Source organism: Micropruina glycogenica (genome assembly GCF_900289045.1).
GTDB classification, from domain to species: Bacteria; Actinomycetota; Actinomycetes; order Propionibacteriales; family Propionibacteriaceae; genus Micropruina; species Micropruina glycogenica.
In genome coordinates, this window is the sequence record NZ_LT985188.1 from 817,922 (window position 1) to 837,593 (window position 19,672).

Genomic DNA, 19,672 nt, shown 5'->3' on the forward strand with positions numbered 1-19,672 from the left:
CATCAACAAAGGAAAGCCCCAAGAAAGAAGGAGGAACACCCCATGACTATCGAACTGAGCGCCAAGCTCACCGCATGGTGGACCGTGCTGAACCGTCGGCTGCGTGACGAACAAGGCTTCTCGGAGACCACTGAGAAGCTGATCATCCTCGCTGTCGTGGCCACCGTCGCCATCGGCGTGACGGTCTTCTTCCGCGGCTACATCGCCGACCTGATCGCCGCGATCCCCAGGCCCTGACCGGGAAACCGCGAGCAAACCACGTACGGGTAGCCGTGACAGACATGATGCGCAGCAAGCGCGACCAAGGCCGGGTCGGCCTCGGTCGCGCTACTCCGGCTGCCCGGACCGGTGGCACGGTGACTCGTTTCGTCCGCAGAATCCGTGACGAGACGGGGTCGGCCTCGGTCGCCTTCCTGCTGGTTTTCCCTCCGGCGCTGCTGGGTCTCCTGGTCGCGATCATCAGTGCCGCCATGTACTACTACGGCGGCAGCGCCGCCATCACGATCGCCCAGACCGGCGCCACCGCGGCGGCCGCCGAACATGGCTCCACCGCCGCCTGTCGGGAAGCGTCCGAAGACCTTGCCCGCCGGGTCACCTCCGCTATTCACGACGTGCAGGTCAGATGCACCCGCAGCGCCACCACCGTCACGGTGACCGTGACCGGCACCCCGCTGAGCCTGATCACCGGCTTCGCTCCGACCGTCACTCACACCGCTAACGTCGAGGTCGAGAGGCTGACCGGACCATGAACCGACACCTTGCCGACGACCGCGGCTCGATTCCGGTCGAAACCGTCATCCTCGTCCCAGCCATCGCCATGTTCCTGCTGGTGCTGATTCTGGCGGGGCGGATCGCATTGGCCCGCACGGCCGTCGAATCGGCAGCCGCCGACGCCGCACGAAGCGCGTCGATCGCTCGCACACCCAGCGAAGCGCGTAGTGCTGCTGCTCGGACCGCCGCGAGCAGTCTGGTCAACCAGCAGGTGCCATGCCGCCGCACCAGCGTGGCTGTGGACACCAGCGGATTCAACATTCCCGTCGGCGCCCCAGCCAGCGTGTCGGTAACCGTCGCGTGCGACGTCGACGTGTCCGGCTTGGCTGGATTGCCCGGTGGGTTGCCGAACTACCGGGCCGAGTACTCCATGACCAGCCCGCTGGACACCTTCAGGGGGCGGCGATGAGAGGCAAGTTTACCGAACGCTGCCGGGACGAGCGTGGGGTGGTGGTCACAGTCTGGGCGCTGGTCACGATCACCCTGATGACGGTGCTGATCGGTGTCGCCGTCGATCTGACGGGCCAACTCGCCACCCTTCGGCAAGCCAGCGACATCGCCGGCCAAGCCGCCCGCACCGCCGCACAACAGGTCGCCACCGACACCTACATGGCGGACGGGCACAGCGTCACCGTCACCGCTGGCCGCGCCAAGAATGCAGCGCTGGGCTACATTCGCGGCGCAGGCATGACCGGTACCGCGCAGATCGTCGACGGAAACCTCGTCGTGGAGGCCACCAGCCAGTACCAGACACGGTTCCTGTCCATCATCGGCATCCCCAGCATCACCGTGACCGGATCAACCGCCACCGTGCGCATCGCCCGCGCCCTCAACGGGGAGGAACACCCATGATGACCCGCCTGCGCGGCCTGCTCGCCCTGCTCGGCCTGGCCACCATCCTGGTCGGCCTACCCAGCCTGCTGATCGCCGTCAACCACATCGGCGCCCCACGATTCGGCTGGACCTGGAACGGTCTCCTGCAGGCACTCACCAGCCCCGACGACGGCACCTTGCTGTTCACCGTGCTGAAGCTCGCCGGCTGGATCGCCTGGGCCATCCTCACCCTCGCCGTCGCCCTCGAGCTGATCTCCCGCGCTCGCAACCTGCCGGTGCCGCAGATTCGCGGGCTACGCCTGCCCCAATCAATGGCCCGAGGACTGGTGGCCGCGGCCGCCGCGCTGTTCGTCGCTGCAGGAACCATGACCGCTGCAGCCCCCTCCCTGGCTCAACCACAGCCAGTTCCTGCTGCAGCACCGGCGCACGTGTCGGTGCCGTCCGACCACGCCGCCAGGCATGCTCCGGTCAAGAGCCAGAGGGCGGACAAACCTAGCCAGTCCAAACAGCAACGAACCTGGACAGTGAAGCGCGGCGACACCCTGAGCGAGATCGCTCTGGAAACCACCGGCCGAGCCGCCAACTACCCCAAACTGTTTCGTGCCTCGAAGTCGACCACACAGCCCGACGGGCGACATCTCAGCGACGCCGACCTCATCTACCCCGGCTGGAAGATCACCATCCCCAGCACCGCCAGCAAGCCGGTCACCAGCCGGCACGAGCCGAACCAGCGCTCCACCAAGACCAGTACTCCGAAGCTGCCCGGCCCCAAAGCTGACACACCCACAGCCAGCACTCACCGGCCGGGCGAAACGGCTACGCCGTCGGCCACCGCCGGCACTTCTGGGCCGAGCGCGACGACCAGTTCGCAGGGTGCCGACGACACCACCGCGGCCACGGCAGCCGACCAGAGTCCTGCCTGGCTTCTCAGCGGCTTGGCCGGCGCCGGTGCTTTGCTGGCAGGCGGTCTGTGGATCACCCTGCGGCGCCGCCGCGCCGTACAGTTCCGCACTCGACGCCCCGGACGCACCATCGCCACCCCCGACCCCGCTTTGGCTCCGGTGGAAAAGACCTTGCACCAGCAGGGCGCGCCGACAGGGGAAATCGTCGTTTCCATCGACGCCATCTTGCGGCGGCTGGTCGCCACCCTCAAGGCAGCGGCGGACCCGATACCGGCCCTGGTAGGGGTAGACGTCACTGAGCACCACCTGACTGCTCGATTCGCCCACTCGGTCCAGTTGGGCGAGCCCTGGACCTGCCTCGATTCCGAGGACGCCCAAGTGTGGCGTGTCGATCGTGACGCTGACCTCGACCTCGTCGGCCCACTGGAGTCCGACAGCCCACCACCATGGCCACAGCTGGTCTGCCTCGGCACCGACGGCAGCGGCTGGCGGCTTATCAACCTTGAGGCGTTCGGCATCATCAGCTTCACCGGCAACTCCACCTACGCCGCCGACCTGGCCCGTTACCTGGGCACCGAGCTTGCGGTGTCGCCCTGGGCACGGGACGTGGAGATCGACTGCCTCGAGGTATGCCCGGAACTGGTTGCGCTGGACCCGGGCCGGATCCGGCACCACCCGGCGTCCACCGACATCATCCCCAACCAGGTGGCGGCAGCGATCCACATCAACGAACGCCTTGAGGGCCAGCAGAGCCTGGAAACGGCGCGCGTCACATTTGCCGGCGACGAACTTTGGGCAAGCCGCATCCTGATCTGCGGCAACGCTCAAGCCGACGACCTGGACGTGCTCACCGAGCTGATCGCCGACCAGCCCCGTCGTACAGCCACAGCTGTCGTCATCGTTGACGATCCGCACGGCCACGGCGGAATCACCATGCGGCTCACCGACGACGGCCGGCTGCTCGCGCCTCAGCTCGGTCTTGATCTCGTCGTCAACGGACTCACCGAGGACGAGGCCCGAGGCTGCGCAGCACTCATCGCAGCGGGGCGCGCCGAGGAAGGCGAGCCCATGCCCGAACCGGCCATCGCCGCGGAGCCCTCGTGGGCGAGCATGGCGAATGCAGCCGGCGCGCTGCGTTCCGGCCTGACACTGCCGCGCTCGTCGGCGCAGCCGGACGCTAGCTCGGTGTTGCCCGAACCGGACGACACCTACCTAGCCCGCACGGCTAACACCGAACTCGACCTGGAGGAACTCGCACCGCTGGTCCCCGCACATGTGCGCGCCCGCGTTGAAGCCATCGACCCAACGCTCGATGACGACCTGGAGCAGTGGCGCAGACAATCCTCGGCACGACCAAGGGTGCAGGTTCTCGGCCCCATCAAAGTCCGTGTCGGCAGCGGAGGCGACCCAGCCCGGGCCGCGGCCAGGATGGGCTACTACACCGAGTTGGTTGCCTTCTTGTGCACTCGCCCCGAAGGGGCCACGACGGCAGAGGTCGCAGACGCGTTCGGGCTGAGTGATGCGCGGGTGCGGCGCGACATGTCGGTAGTGCGCAGCTGGCTAGGTATCGATCCAGACAGCGGCCACCCGTTCCTTCCCGACGCAATGAAGGCACCGCAGGCGGCCCAGCGCGGCGTTGGTCTCTATGCCCTTCAGGACGTCTTGTTCGACGCCGACCTGTTCCGCAGACTGCGCCTTCGCGGCGAGGCGCGCGGCCGGCACGGACTTCAGGATCTCTGCAATGCGCTCGAACTGGTGACAGGCCCTCCCTTTGACGCGATGCGTTCACGTGTCGGAGTGTGGCTATCCGAGACACACCTGGATCAGCACCTCCAATGCGCCATCGTCGATGTCGCGCATATCGTCTCCACCATCGCCCTCGGCGCCGACGAACCTGACCTGGCGCGCTACGCAGCCGAGTTGGCGAGCCGGGTGGCCCCGAACGAGGCAACACCGCAACTCGATCTGGCCGCCGTGCTCGCCTTCGCAGGTCAGGCTGGCGCCGCCGCAATTGTGGCCCGCCGAGTGGCCACCTGGCGCGACGACAGCGGAGAACCCCCACCAGATCTGTCACGTCGCGCGGAGCAGATCCTGCGCACGCACAAGTGGCTCGCCGAGGGAGGCAAGGCCAGCTGACGCCTCCCAACGCCAACCCAATTAATTCCGCGGAATAATTGGCTCACGGCCGCCGCGACCCTGCCGCCTGGTGCTGCCTGACCACCCAAATTATTCCGCGGAATAATCAGCGAAGGGCCACCTGTCGAGGGGTTCACCCGGCGAGTTAGGGGACGTTAGGGGACGTGCCTTTGACAAGGGGGTATGGATAACTCTGTGGATGCTGCAACGGTATCCACAGGCAAACCGGTGACCTCTATGGCCACATGCTTTTGATGCTCTTTCCTGGTCGCACCAACCCAGGAAGGAGCCATCGCATGGCCCAGCCGATTCATCGCCACGCCGGCGTCCCTGCAGCCCTCGACTTGACCTCTGAAGAAGTCGACGCACTCCTGCGCAGCCATTGGTCAGCCTGGTCCGAGTGCGCTGCCGTGATCAACAACCCAGACCCCAACACCCTCAGGCGGTGGATCGGAACCGCCGAGGCGGAACAGCGCCAGATTGTGCTGCGAAGCCTTGCACACGCGGCATCGGCGAAAGGCGACGACGACGCCGCCGCTGCGCGCGTGCTGGCATGGCTGATGCTCGGTCCGGCGTGCGTCCTGGCCCGCAAGTATCGGCACCACCAAGACGCGGACCACCATGTCGCCGCGCTGCTGTGGTTGGAGATCAAGCAGTACACCCCGGGTTGTGCCCGTGACGTGTGGGCGTACCTGGTGAGCCGTCTACGCAAAGCCATGTTCGCCGAACTCATGCCTGAGCCGGAGCTGTCGCTGGGCGAAGAGGAGATGAACATCGCCACCGTCGCCCAGGAGTCCGACATGGACGCATTGCTGGGCATTCTCACCCGTGGCGTCCGCAACGGCGCCATCACGCCCGAGGACGAGCTGCTGATCCTCGACGTGCTCACAGCCTCGGCTTCGGTGACCACGGCCGAGGCCGGCGGATCGCTGCTGGGTGATCGCGTCTCCAACGTGGTCGGGGTGTCGCTCGGGCTGAGCGGTCGCACCGTGCGCAGGCGTGTCAGGCGGTCGATCGATGCGCTGGCCGTGTCTCACATCGAGTGGCGACAGAGCGCCTGACACGGCCCCCACGCGGACAGCAGGCCTTGTCCGAGAACCCGGTGAAGAACGGGCTTTAAGACATATGAGAGGAGACCACGATGAGTCAATCGTCCAGCACTGAGGAGATGCTCGAGACGATCTCCCGCGAGCGAAGCGTGATCGATGAACTCGTGGCGTTGTCCGCCCGCGTTGCGCTGCTCGCCGACGATCTGGTGACGATCCAGAACGCGAAGATCGGCCTGGCGCGCCGAGGCCCGGCCGCCATCGGCCGGGCCATGCGCCTGCGACAGATGCGAAGGATCGCATGACCGGGAAGATCGTGGCCGTCGACGAGTTGGCCAGGGCATACAGGGCTGCAGGTGCCGGTGCCTTTCGCCGTGCCTCGACGCTCCCCACCGGTCAGCACGAACCCATCAGCGTTCACGAACCCGCCATCCGCAGATCCGCTCATGGCTTCAGCGTGGGGACGACCGAGCGGGTCGTGCTGGTGTGTGGCGCCGCGCCTGCGGTGGGTACCTCGACGGTTGCGTTGTCGTTGGCAGGGGCCGTGTCAGGGGTGGCGCGGGTGGTGGAGTGCTGCTCGGCGTCGGCGTCGGGGCTGGCCGCAGCCAGCACTGCCGAGCTGGGCGAGGTCGGCGAGGGCTGGGTGCGCAGCGACCGGGACGGGCTGGTGATCGAGCGCCGACAGGACCGTGTGGATGGACCGGCCGGCCTACCCGCGCCGGCCGTCGGACAGCGCACAGCGTGGACCTTCCTCGATTGCTCATGGGACGTCGACGCGCTGCTGAGAAGCGATAGCTGGTTGTCCGACCAGGCTCGATCGGCCGCTGCGGTAGTGCTGGTGGCGCGGGCGACGGTACCTGGTCTGCGGCGGTTGGACTCCGCTCTTGGCCTGGTGGGTGAGCAGCGAATGGTCGCAGTGCTGGTGGGAACCGGCCGACGCTGGCCGCGGCCGCTGCAGCAGTCGGCGAGTGCAGCAGTGCGCCAACTGCGGGCCAGGGACCGGCTGGTGTGTGTCCCGTTCGATGCCCAGTTGGCCCTGTCGGGCTTGACCCCTGATCCGTTACCGTCCGCCGTCCGCGCGGCGGGAGTGAGTGTGTTGAACCAAGTGGAAGGACTTCTGTGATGACGATGATTTCGATGATGGGTGCCGCGGCTGTGAGAGCGACGCATGTGGCAGTGGGGCACGCGGCACCGCTGCTGGTGCCGATGAAGGTGTGTCCGAAGGCGCCGCCGGGGGCCCAGAAGTACGCCGACGACATCACCGGCTACGTGCTGTGGGGTGTGATCGCCCTGTTCGGCGTCGGGGTGGTGATCGCGATCGGGGCGATCGTCGCGGGCCGGGTGTTCAACATGCCGCATGCGTCGAAGGCCGGCATCATCGGCATTTTCGTGGTGATCCTGGCCGCGTTCCTGTACGTGATCGCCCCGCCGATCGTGGACAGCATCCTCGGCAACGGCTGCATCTAGGAAGAACCGGGTGCTGCGCATGTTTGGTCGACGAAGGGGCTCGCAGTTGCAAGTGCCGCCGGTGGCGTGGGATCGGCGCCGGCTGGTGGCGATGCTGGCTGCCGCGCTGGTGGTGCTCGTGGCGTTGCTGGCCGGTGTCGGGATGACGGTGTGGTACGCGGTGGGCGGCTCGCCGACCGTGGCGGCAACCGCGGACGCGGCACCGCAGGCCGGGTCGGTACGGGACCGGATCGCGGCCGCGCCGATGGCCAGCCTCGATCGGCAGGCGGCGTTCACCCCGGAGTCGTCGATCGAGGGCGCGGCGTCGATGAGTGTGCCGCTGCCGTTCGATGACGACCTGGGCGTGGCCGAGGTGGCGGTCGGTTTCCCGCACACCCCGGCCGGTGCGGTGGGCCAGTGGGCGGCGATCGAGCGCCGCGTGCTGGAAGCCATGGACACCTCGGTGCTGGGCGACGTGCACGACGCGTGGGTGGCGCCGGGCGGCCCAGGCATCGCCGAGTGGGACCTGACCCGCAGCGTGCAGGCGTTCCTCACCTCGGCCCGGCAGTCCGGGCACGCCAAGGACGTCTCCACACTGGTGTCGGCCCGGCCGGCGGGGGCGATGGTGAAAGGCGTCGACGGTCCCGACTGGGTGCTGGCGTGTGTGCTGCTGGACGTGCGGGTGGTGGTGAACGCCGAGGCTCGGATGGGGTACGGCTTGTGTGCCCGGATGGTGTGGGTGACGGATCGGTGGATGGTCGGCCCGGGCGCCCAGCCGGCGCCAGCGCCGTCGGCCTGGCCCGGGTCGGCGACAGCAGCCGGGGCTGGCTGGCTGGCGTGGCGTGACGTGGCGGGCAGGCAGCGATGATCAACCCGATCCTCCCGCTGCCGTGGGATCCGTTCAGCCAACTCGGTTCGACCGCGGCTCAGATCGCCACAGACGCGTGGACGGCGGCCTGGCTGAGCGTGTGGGCGGCAGGGCTGTGGGTGCTGCGCCTGGTGTTGGGCTTCATGGATGCCTGGATGACGCCGGACCTGTCGGAGAACGGGCCGGGCCACGACCTGTACCAGGCCACGTTCTGGCTGGCCGGGGTGCTGATGGTCGCATTGCTGGCGGTGCAGCTGGGGGTGGCCGCATTCCGCCGCGACGGCAAACAGTTGGCGGGTGCCCTGATCGGCGTTGCCCAGTTCGGTTTGGTGTGCTTCGCCTGGATCTCCTACGCCGTCATCCTGACGCTCGGGATGGGCGGGTTGACCCGCTCGATGATGGAGTCGCTGCTGAACGTCACCTCCTGGAACGACTGGAAGCCGTGGGAGTACATCGACGGCAAGCAGATCACCGACGCGGGGGTGGCGACCGCCCTGGGTCTACTCGGCCTGTTCGTGTGGCTGGCGGCGATCGCGCACTTCATCGTGCTGCTGGCCCGCAACGCCGCACTGCTGGTGCTGGTCGGCACCGGGCCGATCGCGGCTGCCGGGTTGGCGAACAAGACCACCGCCGCCTGGTTCTGGAAGTCGTTCCGTTGGCTGCATGCCGCGGCGGCCACTCCGCTGCTGGTGGTGATCGTGATGGGGGTCGGAATGAAGTTCACCGAAGGGGTGGCGGCCGGGAAGGCGGGGTCGATGGAGGCCACCGTCGGCACCGCGCTACCGGCGGCGGTGCTCATCTGCGTGTCGGTGGTGGCGCCGCTGGCCCTGTTCAAGCTGCTCGCCTTCATCGACCCGGGCACCGCCTCGGGGGCGGCGATGCGGGCCGGTTGGCAGGCCACCGGCGGTTTGCAGGGCCTGCTGAACGGCAACCCGTCAGCAACAACAGCCGATGACGGCAGCGCAGCCGAAAGCAGCGACAGCGGCTCCTCCGCAGGGGAACAGGGGGCGGAGGCGGCCACCAACAGCCGAGTCACCGGTGTGGTGCAGTCGGCCGCGTCCGCGCTCGGCCCGGTCGGTGCCGCCTTCTCCGCCGGTATCGGGCTGGTCACCTCGATCGGGTCTGGCGGCGCGTCGCTGATCAGCGACGTCACCAACCAGGCCGGCATCGGCCACAACACCTACCAGCCCGACTACCAGGGCGGACGCAACGATCAGGCCGCCCGGGCCAACCGGGAAGCCAACGGCAGCAACGGCAACGAGACAGGCGGCAGCGGCGAGGACCAGTCCGGCCAGCCGCCCAACGCGGGACCGACCAGCAGTGACCCGGGGCCCACCGGCGGCTCCGGTGGCGGCAGTGGTGCGCGCGGAGGAACCGGCTCGGGCGGCGGTGCCGGCGGCGGCGCCTCCGGTGGTGGTGCCGGGTCGGGGGCGGTCGCCGGCGAGGCGGCCGAGGCGGCGGTGGTGGTGCTGTGATCGGGAAGGAGTGTGCGTGATGGCTGCTCTGTATGGCGACTACACCCGGGACCGGGTGGGCATGTTCTTCGGGCTGACCGGGGTGCAGTTGAGCATCCTGGTGGTGGCGGCGATGCCGGTGTTGTGGGCGGTGAACGAGCGGCTGTGGGCCAGCGCAGGCATCGCGGTGCTGGTGTGGCTGGTGGTGTTCGTGCTGGCCGTGGTGCCGGTGCGTGGCCGCTCGGCGACCGGCTGGCTGCTCGGCTTGGTGTCGTTCACCGCCGGTACCGTGCTGCGGGTGTCCCGGTGGCGCTCCAAGCCGGCGCTGGGCGTGGCGGAGGACCTGGGTGAACCGGACCTGCCCGGCGTGGCGGCCGGGGTGCGGGTGCATGACGGGCCGCCGCAGGGTCCGTTCAACACGCGGCTGGCGATCATCCAGGACAAGGCGACCGGGGTGTGGGCCGCGACGGCGGCGATCAGTCATGCCGGATTGGCGTTGGCCGACAGTAGTGAGCGGGACAGCCAGGGCCGCGGCCTGACCGTGCTGCTGAACGCCTGCGCCCGCACCGAGTTGATCTCGGAGCTGATCCTGCAGGTGCGTTCGGTCCCCGATGATGGCGCGGAGCGTGCCGAGTGGATGGCGTCCCACACCGATGTGGCGGCACCGGAGTTGTCGCTGCGGGTGAACCGGGACATGGCGGGCATGTTGTCGAGGGCCAGTGTCCGTACTGAAGCGTTCGTCACCATCGTGGTGCCGGAGCATCGGCTGGCTCGCCGAGCCAAGGAGTTCGGCCGCGGGGTGGATGGCCGGGCCCGGGCGATGCACATGCTGATGGCGGAAGTGGAGTCCCATCTGCGCAATCAGATGGCGGTGCGGGAGGTGACCTGGCTCACCTCGCCGCAGTTGGCGACCGCGGTGCGGACCGGGTTCGCGCCGGGGGACCGGGCAGGCATCGTCGCGGCGTTGGCGCGTCGCGCCAACGGTGAACAGATCAACGCAGACGTGCCGTGGGCGCAGGCCGGGCCGGCCGGAGCGGAACAGGCGGTGCGGCACTACGCCCACGATTCGTGGCATTCGATCTCGGCGGCGGTGAAGCTACCCGCCCGGGGCGCGGTGCTGGGTGCGTTGGCGCCGGTGCTGACTCCGGGGCAGCCGGGGGAGCGGCGCTCGCTGGTGACGGTGTTCCCGATCCTGCAGGCCACCGCCGCCGACCGTAAAGCCCGCAACGCCGAATGGGGTGCCGACATGTCGCAAACGTTGCGGGACCGGGCCGGGGTGAAAACCCGGGCGAAGGACCGCGAGTCCCAGGCCCGCACCCGCGGCCTGGACAGCAAACTGGCCGCCGGCCACGCCCTGGTCCGGCCCTACGCGGTGGCGTGCGCGACGGTGCCGGCCACGATGAACATCACCGAGTTCGGCTCCCACCTGGACGTGGCGATCCGCCGGGCCGGGTTCGCCCCGCTCCGGCTGGACATGTCGCAAGACGCCGGGTTCGCCGCAGCGAACCTCCCGCTCGGCATCTGCCTGCACCGCAAGGGGGCAGGAGCATGACCCGCAGCCCTCGGACCGCCAGACGTGAGGGCCGCGGCGTGGACCGGCTGCTCGCCGACTTCGGCCACCAGGTGCCGTCCGTGGCCGTTGCCGAGCCGGAACCGAAACCGGAAAGGCTGTTTCACCCGGTGCCCCGTCGCGGTGAGCGCCGCCCGGATCGGGGCTGGTCCCCGGCGCCGGCGCCGCTGCTGCAGTACCGGATGAGTGCCGACCAGGCCGGTGTGTTGTGGCCGCTGGTGACCAACCCGTCACTACCGGCGCGCGGCGCCCAAATGGGCATCGACTACTTCTCCGGCGCCTCGTTTCACGCCGACCCCAACGGGTGGGTGCTCGATGAGGCCATCCCGGTGTCGAACCCGAACATGATCACCTTCGGCAAACCCGGCATGGGTAAGTCCGGCACCGTGAAAGCGTTCCTACTGCGCATGTTCGGCTTCGGCTACCGCGCCCTCATCCTGGGCGACGTCAAGGACGAATACGTACCGCTGTGCCACGCCGTCGGCGTTACCCCGATCGCCATCGGGCAAGGGCTGCCGGCTCGGATCAACCCGCTCGAGTTCGGCCCGCTGGCAGCAGGATGGGAGCAGCTGGACGCCAAGGAGGCCAAGAAGCGGGCCGCGGTCGTATTCGCCCGCTGGCTCACCCTGATCCGCGGCCTGGTCGGCTCACAAAAGGTCGGCCAATCCCCGGTGCCGTTCGGGCCCACCGAAGAAGTCGCCGTCGACGCCGCGCTGCGATCGCTGACCGGCTACGACGACGGCAACACCCGACTGGCCGAAACCACCATCCCCCGGTTGTGGCAGTTGCTGAACAACCCGCCCGACGATCTGGTCGAAACCTGCCGGTATGCGTCCCGGCGGCACTTCCTGGACGAAACCCGACTGTTGCGCGACGCCCTGGGCCAACTCACCTCCGGCACCCTGCAAGGGCTGTTCGACGACCACACCAACATCGGCATCGACTGGAACGCCCCCATCCAATCGTTGTCGCTGTCGCGGCTCAGCGTGCTCGGCGACGAGGCGGTCGGGATGGCGCTGATGTGCCTCAACAGTTGGGGCCGGGCGATGCGCGATGTGGCCGCCCCCGCCGACATGCGGATCGTGGTCCGCGACGAATCCTGGAAGCAGATGCGGCTCGGCGTCGAAGCGGTGAAGAGTTTCGACGCCGACCTGCGGCTGTCCCGCACCGCCGGCGACATCCCGTTCTCGCTGTGCCACAAACCCTCCGACCTGCTCTCGGTCGGCGACGCCCACTCCCAAGCGGTCGCGATCGCCAAGGACCTGCTGCACCTGCACGACATCAAGATCGTGCACGGCCTGGACGTCAAACTCGCCGAGGAACTCCGCAGCCTGCTCGGCCTGCCCGACGTCGCCGTCAACCTGGTCACCGACTGGTGCCGGCAAGCCCCCGGCCGCGCCCTGTGGATCGTCGGCGAAGCCATGTTCAAAGTACGAACCATCTTGCACCCAGCCGAACGGGCACTCACCTGGACCAACACCTCCCTGGAAAAAGCGGCCTGAACATGAAGGCGCTCGCATGGGTTGTGGCAGCAGTCCTGCTGTTCATCATGGCGGCTTCAGTCGGCATGATCACCGTCGGGACAGCCGCCGTCGTGCCCGCCATCACCGAGCAGGTCCGACTCGACCCGTGTAGCGCCATCGACCCCAGCAGCGCCACCGCGCACCTGTCCACCAGCCCCACGACGGGGTTCTCGCTGCCCAAGTGGGGATCGCCCCGACACCAGTCGCTGCACAGCGCCGCCCAAACCATCCCCGCAACGGTGAAGGCGCTGTATGTGGCGGCCGCGAACCGCTACAAGATCCCGTGGCAACTGCTGGCCGGTATCGGCATGGCCGAAACCCGGCACGGCCGCAACAACACCACCAGCTCCGCCGGCGCCCAAGGACTGATGCAGTTCATGCCCGGCACGTTCGCCTCCTACGGCGTGGACGGCAACGGCGACGGCAAGAAGCAGATCCACAACGACGCCGACTCGATCTTTTCCGCCGCGCACTACCTGGTCGCCTCCGGGGTGAAGAAGGGCACCAGCGGGGTCATCAAAGCTTTGTGGGCGTACAACCGATCCATCTCCTACCGCAACGACGTGCTGTATTACGCGTGGGCCTATGCCGGCAAGGGCGGCGTCGTGGTCGACGCCGCCGACCCCGACGAGTGCCTGCCCGGCGATGAGGACCTTCCCGGACTGGATGCACCACTGCCCGGTTTCGACGGAGTGTGCAAACCGTCCCACTCCAGCGCCGAACACGGCCTGCGCCGCACCGCAATCCGCGGGCTGCGCTGCATCCATGCCGCCTTCCCGCAGATCAAGTCGATGGGCGGACGACGCTCCTCGTCGTCCTCCACCTGCAGCTACTCCGACCACTGCAAAGGGTTGGCGGTCGACTTCATGATCCCGAAATGGTCGACCAAGGCCGGCAACAGCTTCGGCTGGCGGGTCGCCCGCTGGGTCCAGGCCCACGCCAAAGCCTTGAAGGTCAAATACATCATCTGGGACGTCAAGAAGTGGAACCCGGCAGGCGGCAAAGGATGGCGCCCCTACCGGCACCCCTACGGCAACACCAACCCCACATTGGCCCACCGCAACCACGTCCACGTCAGCTTCAACAGCTAACCCATCACAGAACGGAGCAAGGTGATGCTGCAGCAGGGCAGACGATCCGACCCCTACCCGCACACATGGGAGATCCCCGTCGGCATCGCTGCCGCCACGGTGCTGCTGGCGGTGCTCGGGGTGCAGGTCGGCCGCGGCCTGGCCAACTGGAGCGCTGGCCGGGGCTGGACCTGGCCGACCGGGAAGAGCCTGTTCAGCAGCCTGCCCGGCGTGCTCGCCGGTAATGCGGGGGCCGGACTGACCAGTTCGGGGGAGTGGGCCAGCCCGACCCTGCTCACAGTGTGGCTGGTGATCGTCGAACTGCTCATCGCCGCCGCCCTGGTGGCCGCCATCACGTGGGGAATGCGGCGCTGGGGACCGCAACGGATGAAAGGCATGGCCAGCGCCGAACAGGCCGAAACAACGCTCGGGCTAACCCGGCTCCGCAAGGTCCGCCGCATCATCCGGCCCGACCTGTACGGACCGGGCCACACCCCCACCCACCAACACGGAGGACACGATGGATACCACCCCACGGCGTGACGTGCCGGCCCGCAGCGACACCTCAGCCGAACTGACCACGCTCCGCATCGTCGCCCTCGACGCCTGGGCCGACCAGCAGTACGCGGCCAGCATCGACAATCCTGATGCTTCCGTCGTCGCGGCTGCCGCCGGGCTGTACCGGTTGGGCCACGACACCCTCACCGAACTGACCGACGTGCTCGATCGTGCCCCCACCGTCGCTGAACATTGGGACGCCTACCGCGCCGGCCTGGAAACCTTCGGATACCGCTGGGACGAGACCAGCTTCACCGTCACCAAGGTGGCGACACCACCAACCGGCAGCCGCAGCGACGACTATCCCTCGACCGAGCAGGTGTTCGTCGACGCAGCTGATGCGCAGGTGCGGGCCGTCGCAGAACTCCTGAGCGGACGGCTGGTGGCCGAGATGGGTGGCACCGGCGTGTTGCAGATCGAACTGGGAGAACCAGCCAACCCTGCTGATCCCTTCGACCGGGCCGGTATCGACCCGCCCGATGCGACCACCGCGGCCACCTGGTGGGTGGAACTCGCCGAGGGAACCGATGTGCGAATCTCTACCCTCGGTGTCGACACCGAGGCGGCGACGGTGGCCCGCTGGGTGAGGCACAGCCTCGATGAGATGCGCGCCGACCCCACGGCGCCGCGGCCCCCGACGACATGGTTCCTGTCCGCCGACGAACTGGCCGCCACCCGCACCAAGATCACCAAACTCAACCAGCGCGCGGCGGCCAAGGGGTACACCGGCGACATCACGGTACGCGCAACCCCGGCCACCCGCAGCCACACCCCAGCCCCGGGTGCGCCGACGGTGACAGTGCACGGTTTCGAGGTGACCATCACCGGCCAGCCGCCGCACTATCAGGGTTGGCAGTTCATCGCCGCCGTCGACACCGTGCCCGCCCCGGCCGGCAGCTTCGCGGTGCGCCGGGTCATCGAGACCGACAGCGGGAACATCACCGACGCCCCCGACGACATCCGATGGCTGTTCGACGACCAACGACCCCGCTACGCCCTGCTGTACACAGCCACCGACACCGACGAAGGGCAGCCGCGCCGCATCGGGGTCTATGACACCGCCGAGCGCGCCGAGCAGGCACTGCAGCAGGCCAGCCGGCCAGGTGTCGTGGTGCGTTACCTGCCCGGCGCAGAGGACGGCAGCCTGGATCACGACAGCATCCGGGCGGGGGAATGTGACCATTGCCACACCCAACGCGGCCGCACCAGCGTGCTGATCGTGCGGCACCAGGACACCGGCGAGACCCGGCAGGTCGGACGCTCCTGTGTGAAGGACTTCCTGGGCTGGTCAACGATGCCGGTACTGATCGACCCCGAACAGGCGGATAAGGCGATCGAACGCGGCAGCGGCATCGAGGGCCACAACTGGGACCTGGGCTCGGTGCTCACTTACAGCTGGGCGGTCAACGAAACCCTCGGCTGGGTACCGGCGGGCACCGCAGGCGAGCGGACCCCCAGCAAGGATCTGGTCGCCGAAGCGATCAGCGGCCACAGCCAACGCGCTGAGCAGCTGCGTGCCACGATCGGTGGCAAGCTTGCCGAGGGTGCCCAGATGGCGCCCCAAATCATCAGCGACCTGACCACCGCTTTCGCGGCCGCAGGCGGCGGCTACGAGGCTAACCTGGCGGCGATCCTGCGCGCCGGTGTGGTGCACCCGCGCAAGCATTTGGGTCTGGCGGTCAGTGCGGTCAACGCGTGGCACCGGCAGCAGGAACACGCCGCCGCCGACCAACTCCGGGCACAGCAGCGCCTTGATGCAGCCGAGCGGGCCGCGCGCCAGCGGCACGTCGGCACGGTGGGGGAGCCGATCACGATGACCGGAACCGTCACGGTGAAACGCAGCATCGAGGGCTACCGGTGGAACAGCCCCAGCCAGGTGCTGCTGGTGGTGGACTGCGGCGACAGCGTGGCAAAAATGATCACCACCGCAGCCTGGGCCTACCAGGTGAAACCCGGTGAGCAGCTGTCGGTGAAGGGCACCGTCAAAGCCCACGACACGTTCAACGGGGTGCCGCAAACGGTGCTGAAACGCCCCAAGCAACTACCGCTGCCGCAGGAGCGGCCGGAACCGACCTGGGAGACGGTCACGCCGGTGATGCCGCAGTCCCGGTTTCAAGAGGCTCCGCTGGCGCCTCACCCGCCGCTGGCGCGGGGTCTAGGGATCTGAACAGGAACGGAGAACAGCGATGAACGACAACACCAACCCTCCCGTCGCCAGGGTCACCAGCCTGGCCGGACTGACCGAACTCGTGCCCTACATGATCGGGTTCACCCCGGAGGAATCGATGGTGCTGATGGCCACCGTCCACGGCCAGGTGCAGGTCACCGCCCGTGTCGACCTGGTCGACGTCCAACCCGCCGGCCAACTCGAGGACCTGCTGGACCGGTTGACCGGCCGCTACCCCGACGCCACCTTCCTCACCCTCGCCTACACCGAGCAGGCCGACACCGGCTGGGCCATGATGCAACGCGCCAACGACCATCTCGGCGAGGACCGCACTCAGGTGAAAGTGCTGGTCACCGGCGACACCTGGTACGACTCCACGGGTGCCAGCGGAGCCCTCGACCGTTACGGGCCGCTCGCTGTCCAAGCCGCCATGCATGGACTGCGCCGCGACAACCGCCGCAGTGACCTGGCCGACCGGTTCCAGCCCGCCGTCATGACCGACACGATCCGGGGCGACATCCTGTCCGCCATCCATGCGCTGCCTGATCCGCATCGGCGGGACGAGGTGACCCGAATCGCTCACCAGCTGATCACTCAACATGTCGCCGACAGCGGCGCACACCTCGACACCGTCGACGCCGCAAAACTGGCGCTCGCCACCAAGACCACCAACGTGGCCGACCTGGCGTTGAGCATGATCGGCGACCCGGCCGCCGCCGAGCAGCACCTGGCCCTGTGGGCCGCTGTGGTCAACCGGCTACCGGCCCAGCTGGTCGAGCGACCCCTGCAACTGGCCGGTGTCGCCGCCTGGGCCAGCGGGAATGGGGCAGTGGCCTCGATCACCGCCGAACTGGCCGACAAAGTCGACAACCCCACCGCCAACCCGATCCGCACCGTGCTCGAAATCGTGACCACCGCGGTGGTCCCCCCAACCCTGTGGCCTGAACTGCGTCAGGAGATGACCGCAGCGGCTGATCCGTCGGTACAGGCGCTGCTGAGTGGTGCCCAGCCCACCCCCTCGGCCCCCAACCAGACGTGGGAAATGGTGCACCCCCCCGGGCACACCGACCCGCGGCGACAGCCCCCCGCCCAGCCGGGCGGCAGCCCCGCTGTCGGCCCGGCAATCTAGCGAATCGAGAGGGGAAGACGGACATGAAAGGGCGGGCTGTGGACGCGGCTACAGAGGCGACTGGGCCCCGAATATTCCGCGGAATAATCGGTCGCCCGCGGGTGATGAAGCGAGGCTCGCGCGGGTTCGACCCCACGCAGGTCGGGTGGCGGATCGGGAAGGCAGTCGAACCGCAGGCTGGTGCCCTGTGGTGCCCGTGGGACCGGACCGCCGGGGTGATCGGCCCGCAGGGCTCCGGCAAAACCCTCGACCTGCTCAGCCCCGCCCTGCTCGCCGCGCCAGGAGCTGCCCTTGTCACTCTCACCAAGACCGACGACCTTCTGCTCACCATCACCGCACGTCAACACGATGAACGTCCCACGGTGGTGTGTGACCCGTTCGGGCAGGCTGACGGGCTACCGGAACTGATCTGGGATCCGATCGCCGGCTGCACCGACCCGGTCACCGCAGAGCGGCGGGCGAAAGCGTTCACCGCCGGCACCATCAAAACCTCGGCACACACCAGTGGTGATGCGGCCGCCCGCTTCTACGCCGCCGAGGCCGCGAAGGTGTTGCAGTGCTACTTCCACGCCGCCGCACTCGGCGGCCACACCCTGGACCGGATGCTCGAATGGGTGGCACGCCCACTCACCACCCATGAGGCAGCCGAAATCCTGCTCAACCACCCCGGCTCGGCGCCGCTGTGGCACGGACTCCTGCAGGGTGCCCTGACCGGTGACGACCGAACCGCCGGCAACACCGTCACCACCGTCCAACAGGCACTGTCGCTGTTCTTCCAACCCGAGATCAGGCGCCGCTGCGTGCCCGGGCCGGGCCGGCCCGCCACCAACATCGCCGACGTGATCAATGCCGGCGGCACCTTCTATCTGCTCGGCCGCGACGACCCCTACGCATCAGCGTCGCCGCTGATGACCGCCCTGGCCGAACACATCCTCGACACCGCCCTGCAACTGGCCAACGACAGCCCGCACGGCAGGCTGTGCCCGCCGTTGCTGGCCTGCCTCGATGAACTGCCCTCCACCGCGCCCCTGCCGACCCTGCGGACCCGGATGGCCAACGAACGCGCCCTCGGCATCAGCTTCATCTACGCCGCCCAAACCTGGCGGCAACTGGCCGCCATCTACGGCGAAGAGGAAGCCCGCGCCCTGTTCGGCCTGACCAACGTGCTGGTCATGTTTGGCGGCTCCAAGGACGTTGCGTTCAACCGTGAAGTGTCGGACCTGGTCGGCACCACCCGCGTCGCCCGCACCAACTGGAACCTGGGCCTGGCCGCCGGCCGCTCCACCGCCCACGGCGAAGACATGGCCATCCTGCGCCCCGAAGACGTCCGCCAACTCCCCGAGAAACACGCCTTGGTGATCGCCGAGAACTGCAAGCCGATCATCGCCGGCCTGACCCGCTGCATCGAAGGTAAACCAGGCAAAGACCTCCTCGAGCAGCAACGAGCCATCCGAACCAAATTGCAGAGCCGCCGCAGCGCCACGATCTCCGACAGGGCGCGGGCATTGGCCGCGCTCGCCGCCCAACGAATCGAGCAGCCATGACCCAGTCCCACGACTCTGCCCACCAGCCCCATCCACTCACCGCAGAGTTTCCCATGCCCACCAGCACGTCGTTGGCCAGCGCGTACCAGAACCTGTACCTGGCCGCCACCGGGGCGGACGACGTCCGCCTCCGGCTGGGCAACCCTGCCAACCTCCCCAGACCATGGATACCGGCGAGCTGCACAGAGCGGAGGCTGCGGGCCGAACTGTGGAGTTGGCTTGACGATGTGGCCACCTGGCTCAACGAGCAATACACATGGGACCCGGCCGCAGGGATGATCCCGCCGTGTTGGCCGCACCACCCGCACCTGGTCAACGAACTCGCCGTTCTGGCCGACCAACGCCGCCGGGCAGCACTCGACCTGACCAGCTCCAGCCTCGAAGAATGGCACCGCTACTGCCTGCCCAACTTCTACAGCAGGCTCCAGGCAAGGATGCGCACCGGCTGCGACGAGAAGCACACACCCTGGCCGGCGCAACCTCGCCATGACCGGCACCGTCGCCAAACCGGGCAACGTCTCGACGCCTTCAACAACGACCTCACCGCACTCGACACCACTGGCGACAGCGACCGCGCCGGCGAACCCGGACCGACGCTGCGGCTGGCGACCGACAACGGTGAAACCGTCGATCCCCACTAGAAGCACAGCGCGA

General features: G+C 68.3%; 19 protein-coding genes. All 19 read left to right on the forward strand.

The features are described 5' to 3' along the window. Positions 1 to 42 precede the first annotated feature (42 nt). The 19 genes from MPLG2_RS03785 (at position 43) to MPLG2_RS03875 (ending at position 19,659) form a co-directional block, all read left to right on the forward strand. The gene (locus tag MPLG2_RS03785; RefSeq protein ID WP_105184993.1) at positions 43 to 237 is read left to right on the forward strand and encodes a hypothetical protein; all 195 of its coding nucleotides are present in this window, start codon (positions 43 to 45) and stop codon (positions 235 to 237) included. Positions 238 to 356: 119 nt separating this feature from the next. After that, positions 357 to 749, forward strand: coding sequence for a pilus assembly protein (locus tag MPLG2_RS03790; protein WP_158680851.1), 393 nt, complete (start codon positions 357 to 359; stop codon positions 747 to 749). Beyond that, the gene (locus tag MPLG2_RS03795; RefSeq protein WP_105184995.1) at positions 746 to 1,180 is read left to right on the forward strand and encodes a TadE/TadG family type IV pilus assembly protein; all 435 of its coding nucleotides are present in this window, start codon (positions 746 to 748) and stop codon (positions 1,178 to 1,180) included. The genes MPLG2_RS03790 and MPLG2_RS03795 overlap by 4 nt, the downstream gene beginning before the upstream one ends. Then, positions 1,177 to 1,623 (forward strand): pilus assembly protein TadG-related protein, encoded by a 447-nt coding sequence (locus MPLG2_RS03800; protein ID WP_158680852.1) that lies wholly within the window; start codon positions 1,177 to 1,179, stop codon positions 1,621 to 1,623. The genes MPLG2_RS03795 and MPLG2_RS03800 overlap by 4 nt, the downstream gene beginning before the upstream one ends. Continuing rightward, complete coding sequence (locus MPLG2_RS03805) at positions 1,620 to 4,643, forward strand: LysM peptidoglycan-binding domain-containing protein (protein ID WP_105184997.1); 3,024 nt, start codon at positions 1,620 to 1,622, stop codon at positions 4,641 to 4,643. Before MPLG2_RS03800 ends, MPLG2_RS03805 begins: the two co-directional genes overlap by 4 nt. 296 nt (positions 4,644 to 4,939) lie before the next feature. After that, the gene (locus MPLG2_RS03810) at positions 4,940 to 5,704 is read left to right on the forward strand and encodes a hypothetical protein (RefSeq protein ID WP_105184998.1); all 765 of its coding nucleotides are present in this window, start codon (positions 4,940 to 4,942) and stop codon (positions 5,702 to 5,704) included. Positions 5,705 to 5,811: 107 nt separating this feature from the next. Then, positions 5,812 to 5,994 carry a hypothetical protein gene (locus MPLG2_RS03815; RefSeq protein WP_105184999.1) on the forward strand — a complete coding sequence of 61 codons (183 nt, stop codon included), beginning with the start codon at positions 5,812 to 5,814 and terminating at the stop codon, positions 5,992 to 5,994. Next, a complete protein-coding gene (locus tag MPLG2_RS03820; RefSeq protein WP_105185000.1) occupies positions 5,991 to 6,812 on the forward strand; it encodes a hypothetical protein in 822 nt (273 codons plus the stop codon). The genes MPLG2_RS03815 and MPLG2_RS03820 overlap by 4 nt, the downstream gene beginning before the upstream one ends. Then, positions 6,812 to 7,156 (forward strand): hypothetical protein, encoded by a 345-nt coding sequence (locus MPLG2_RS03825; RefSeq protein ID WP_231935774.1) that lies wholly within the window; start codon positions 6,812 to 6,814, stop codon positions 7,154 to 7,156. Before MPLG2_RS03820 ends, MPLG2_RS03825 begins: the two co-directional genes overlap by 1 nt. A 46-nt stretch (positions 7,157 to 7,202) precedes the next feature. Next, positions 7,203 to 8,003: a hypothetical protein gene (locus MPLG2_RS03830; protein WP_158680853.1), complete on the forward strand. Its 801-nt coding sequence runs from the start codon at positions 7,203 to 7,205 to the stop codon at positions 8,001 to 8,003. Further along, positions 8,000 to 9,478: a type IV secretion system protein gene (locus tag MPLG2_RS03835; protein ID WP_197710071.1), complete on the forward strand. Its 1,479-nt coding sequence runs from the start codon at positions 8,000 to 8,002 to the stop codon at positions 9,476 to 9,478. Before MPLG2_RS03830 ends, MPLG2_RS03835 begins: the two co-directional genes overlap by 4 nt. Before the next feature lie 19 nt (positions 9,479 to 9,497). After that, entirely contained in the window at positions 9,498 to 11,009 is a 1,512-nt protein-coding gene (locus tag MPLG2_RS19610) for an SCO6880 family protein (protein WP_105185002.1), read from the forward strand. After that, positions 11,006 to 12,529 carry an ATP-binding protein gene (locus tag MPLG2_RS03845; RefSeq protein ID WP_105185003.1) on the forward strand — a complete coding sequence of 508 codons (1,524 nt, stop codon included), beginning with the start codon at positions 11,006 to 11,008 and terminating at the stop codon, positions 12,527 to 12,529. Before MPLG2_RS19610 ends, MPLG2_RS03845 begins: the two co-directional genes overlap by 4 nt. Positions 12,530 to 12,531: 2 nt before the next feature. Further along, positions 12,532 to 13,641: a lytic transglycosylase domain-containing protein gene (locus tag MPLG2_RS03850; RefSeq protein ID WP_105185004.1), complete on the forward strand. Its 1,110-nt coding sequence runs from the start codon at positions 12,532 to 12,534 to the stop codon at positions 13,639 to 13,641. Positions 13,642 to 13,665: 24 nt separating this feature from the next. After that, complete coding sequence (locus MPLG2_RS03855) at positions 13,666 to 14,163, forward strand: hypothetical protein (RefSeq protein WP_105185005.1); 498 nt, start codon at positions 13,666 to 13,668, stop codon at positions 14,161 to 14,163. Next, entirely contained in the window at positions 14,141 to 16,345 is a 2,205-nt protein-coding gene (locus MPLG2_RS03860; protein ID WP_158680854.1) for a hypothetical protein, read from the forward strand. Before MPLG2_RS03855 ends, MPLG2_RS03860 begins: the two co-directional genes overlap by 23 nt. A 19-nt stretch (positions 16,346 to 16,364) precedes the next feature. Continuing rightward, positions 16,365 to 17,474, forward strand: a complete 1,110-nt coding sequence (locus MPLG2_RS03865) for a DUF4192 domain-containing protein (protein WP_105185007.1) — start codon at positions 16,365 to 16,367, stop codon at positions 17,472 to 17,474. 23 nt (positions 17,475 to 17,497) lie between these two features. After that, positions 17,498 to 19,018, forward strand: coding sequence for a type IV secretory system conjugative DNA transfer family protein (locus MPLG2_RS03870; RefSeq protein WP_231935776.1), 1,521 nt, complete (start codon positions 17,498 to 17,500; stop codon positions 19,016 to 19,018). Beyond that, entirely contained in the window at positions 19,015 to 19,659 is a 645-nt protein-coding gene (locus MPLG2_RS03875; protein WP_105185009.1) for a hypothetical protein, read from the forward strand. The genes MPLG2_RS03870 and MPLG2_RS03875 overlap by 4 nt, the downstream gene beginning before the upstream one ends. Positions 19,660 to 19,672 lie beyond the last annotated feature (13 nt).

What these genes read in the sequence shown, in the direction of transcription:
- MPLG2_RS03785 (WP_105184993.1), top strand. Translation starts at nt 43, where the DNA reads ATGACTATCGAACTGAGCGCCAAGCTCACCGCATGGTGGACCGTGCTG.
- MPLG2_RS03795 (WP_105184995.1), top strand. Translation starts at nt 746, where the DNA reads ATGAACCGACACCTTGCCGACGACCGCGGCTCGATTCCGGTCGAAACC.
- MPLG2_RS03800 (WP_158680852.1), top strand. Translation starts at nt 1,177, where the DNA reads ATGAGAGGCAAGTTTACCGAACGCTGCCGGGACGAGCGTGGGGTGGTG.
- MPLG2_RS03805 (WP_105184997.1), top strand. Translation starts at nt 1,620, where the DNA reads ATGATGACCCGCCTGCGCGGCCTGCTCGCCCTGCTCGGCCTGGCCACC.
- MPLG2_RS03810 (WP_105184998.1), top strand. Translation starts at nt 4,940, where the DNA reads ATGGCCCAGCCGATTCATCGCCACGCCGGCGTCCCTGCAGCCCTCGAC.
- MPLG2_RS03815 (WP_105184999.1), top strand. Translation starts at nt 5,812, where the DNA reads ATGCTCGAGACGATCTCCCGCGAGCGAAGCGTGATCGATGAACTCGTG.
- MPLG2_RS03820 (WP_105185000.1), top strand. Translation starts at nt 5,991, where the DNA reads ATGACCGGGAAGATCGTGGCCGTCGACGAGTTGGCCAGGGCATACAGG.
- MPLG2_RS03825 (WP_231935774.1), top strand. Translation starts at nt 6,812, where the DNA reads ATGACGATGATTTCGATGATGGGTGCCGCGGCTGTGAGAGCGACGCAT.
- MPLG2_RS03835 (WP_197710071.1), top strand. Translation starts at nt 8,000, where the DNA reads ATGATCAACCCGATCCTCCCGCTGCCGTGGGATCCGTTCAGCCAACTC.
- MPLG2_RS19610 (WP_105185002.1), top strand. Translation starts at nt 9,498, where the DNA reads ATGGCTGCTCTGTATGGCGACTACACCCGGGACCGGGTGGGCATGTTC.
- MPLG2_RS03845 (WP_105185003.1), top strand. Translation starts at nt 11,006, where the DNA reads ATGACCCGCAGCCCTCGGACCGCCAGACGTGAGGGCCGCGGCGTGGAC.
- MPLG2_RS03850 (WP_105185004.1), top strand. Translation starts at nt 12,532, where the DNA reads ATGAAGGCGCTCGCATGGGTTGTGGCAGCAGTCCTGCTGTTCATCATG.
- MPLG2_RS03855 (WP_105185005.1), top strand. Translation starts at nt 13,666, where the DNA reads ATGCTGCAGCAGGGCAGACGATCCGACCCCTACCCGCACACATGGGAG.
- MPLG2_RS03860 (WP_158680854.1), top strand. Translation starts at nt 14,141, where the DNA reads ATGGATACCACCCCACGGCGTGACGTGCCGGCCCGCAGCGACACCTCA.
- MPLG2_RS03865 (WP_105185007.1), top strand. Translation starts at nt 16,365, where the DNA reads ATGAACGACAACACCAACCCTCCCGTCGCCAGGGTCACCAGCCTGGCC.
- MPLG2_RS03870 (WP_231935776.1), top strand. Translation starts at nt 17,498, where the DNA reads ATGAAAGGGCGGGCTGTGGACGCGGCTACAGAGGCGACTGGGCCCCGA.
- MPLG2_RS03875 (WP_105185009.1), top strand. Translation starts at nt 19,015, where the DNA reads ATGACCCAGTCCCACGACTCTGCCCACCAGCCCCATCCACTCACCGCA.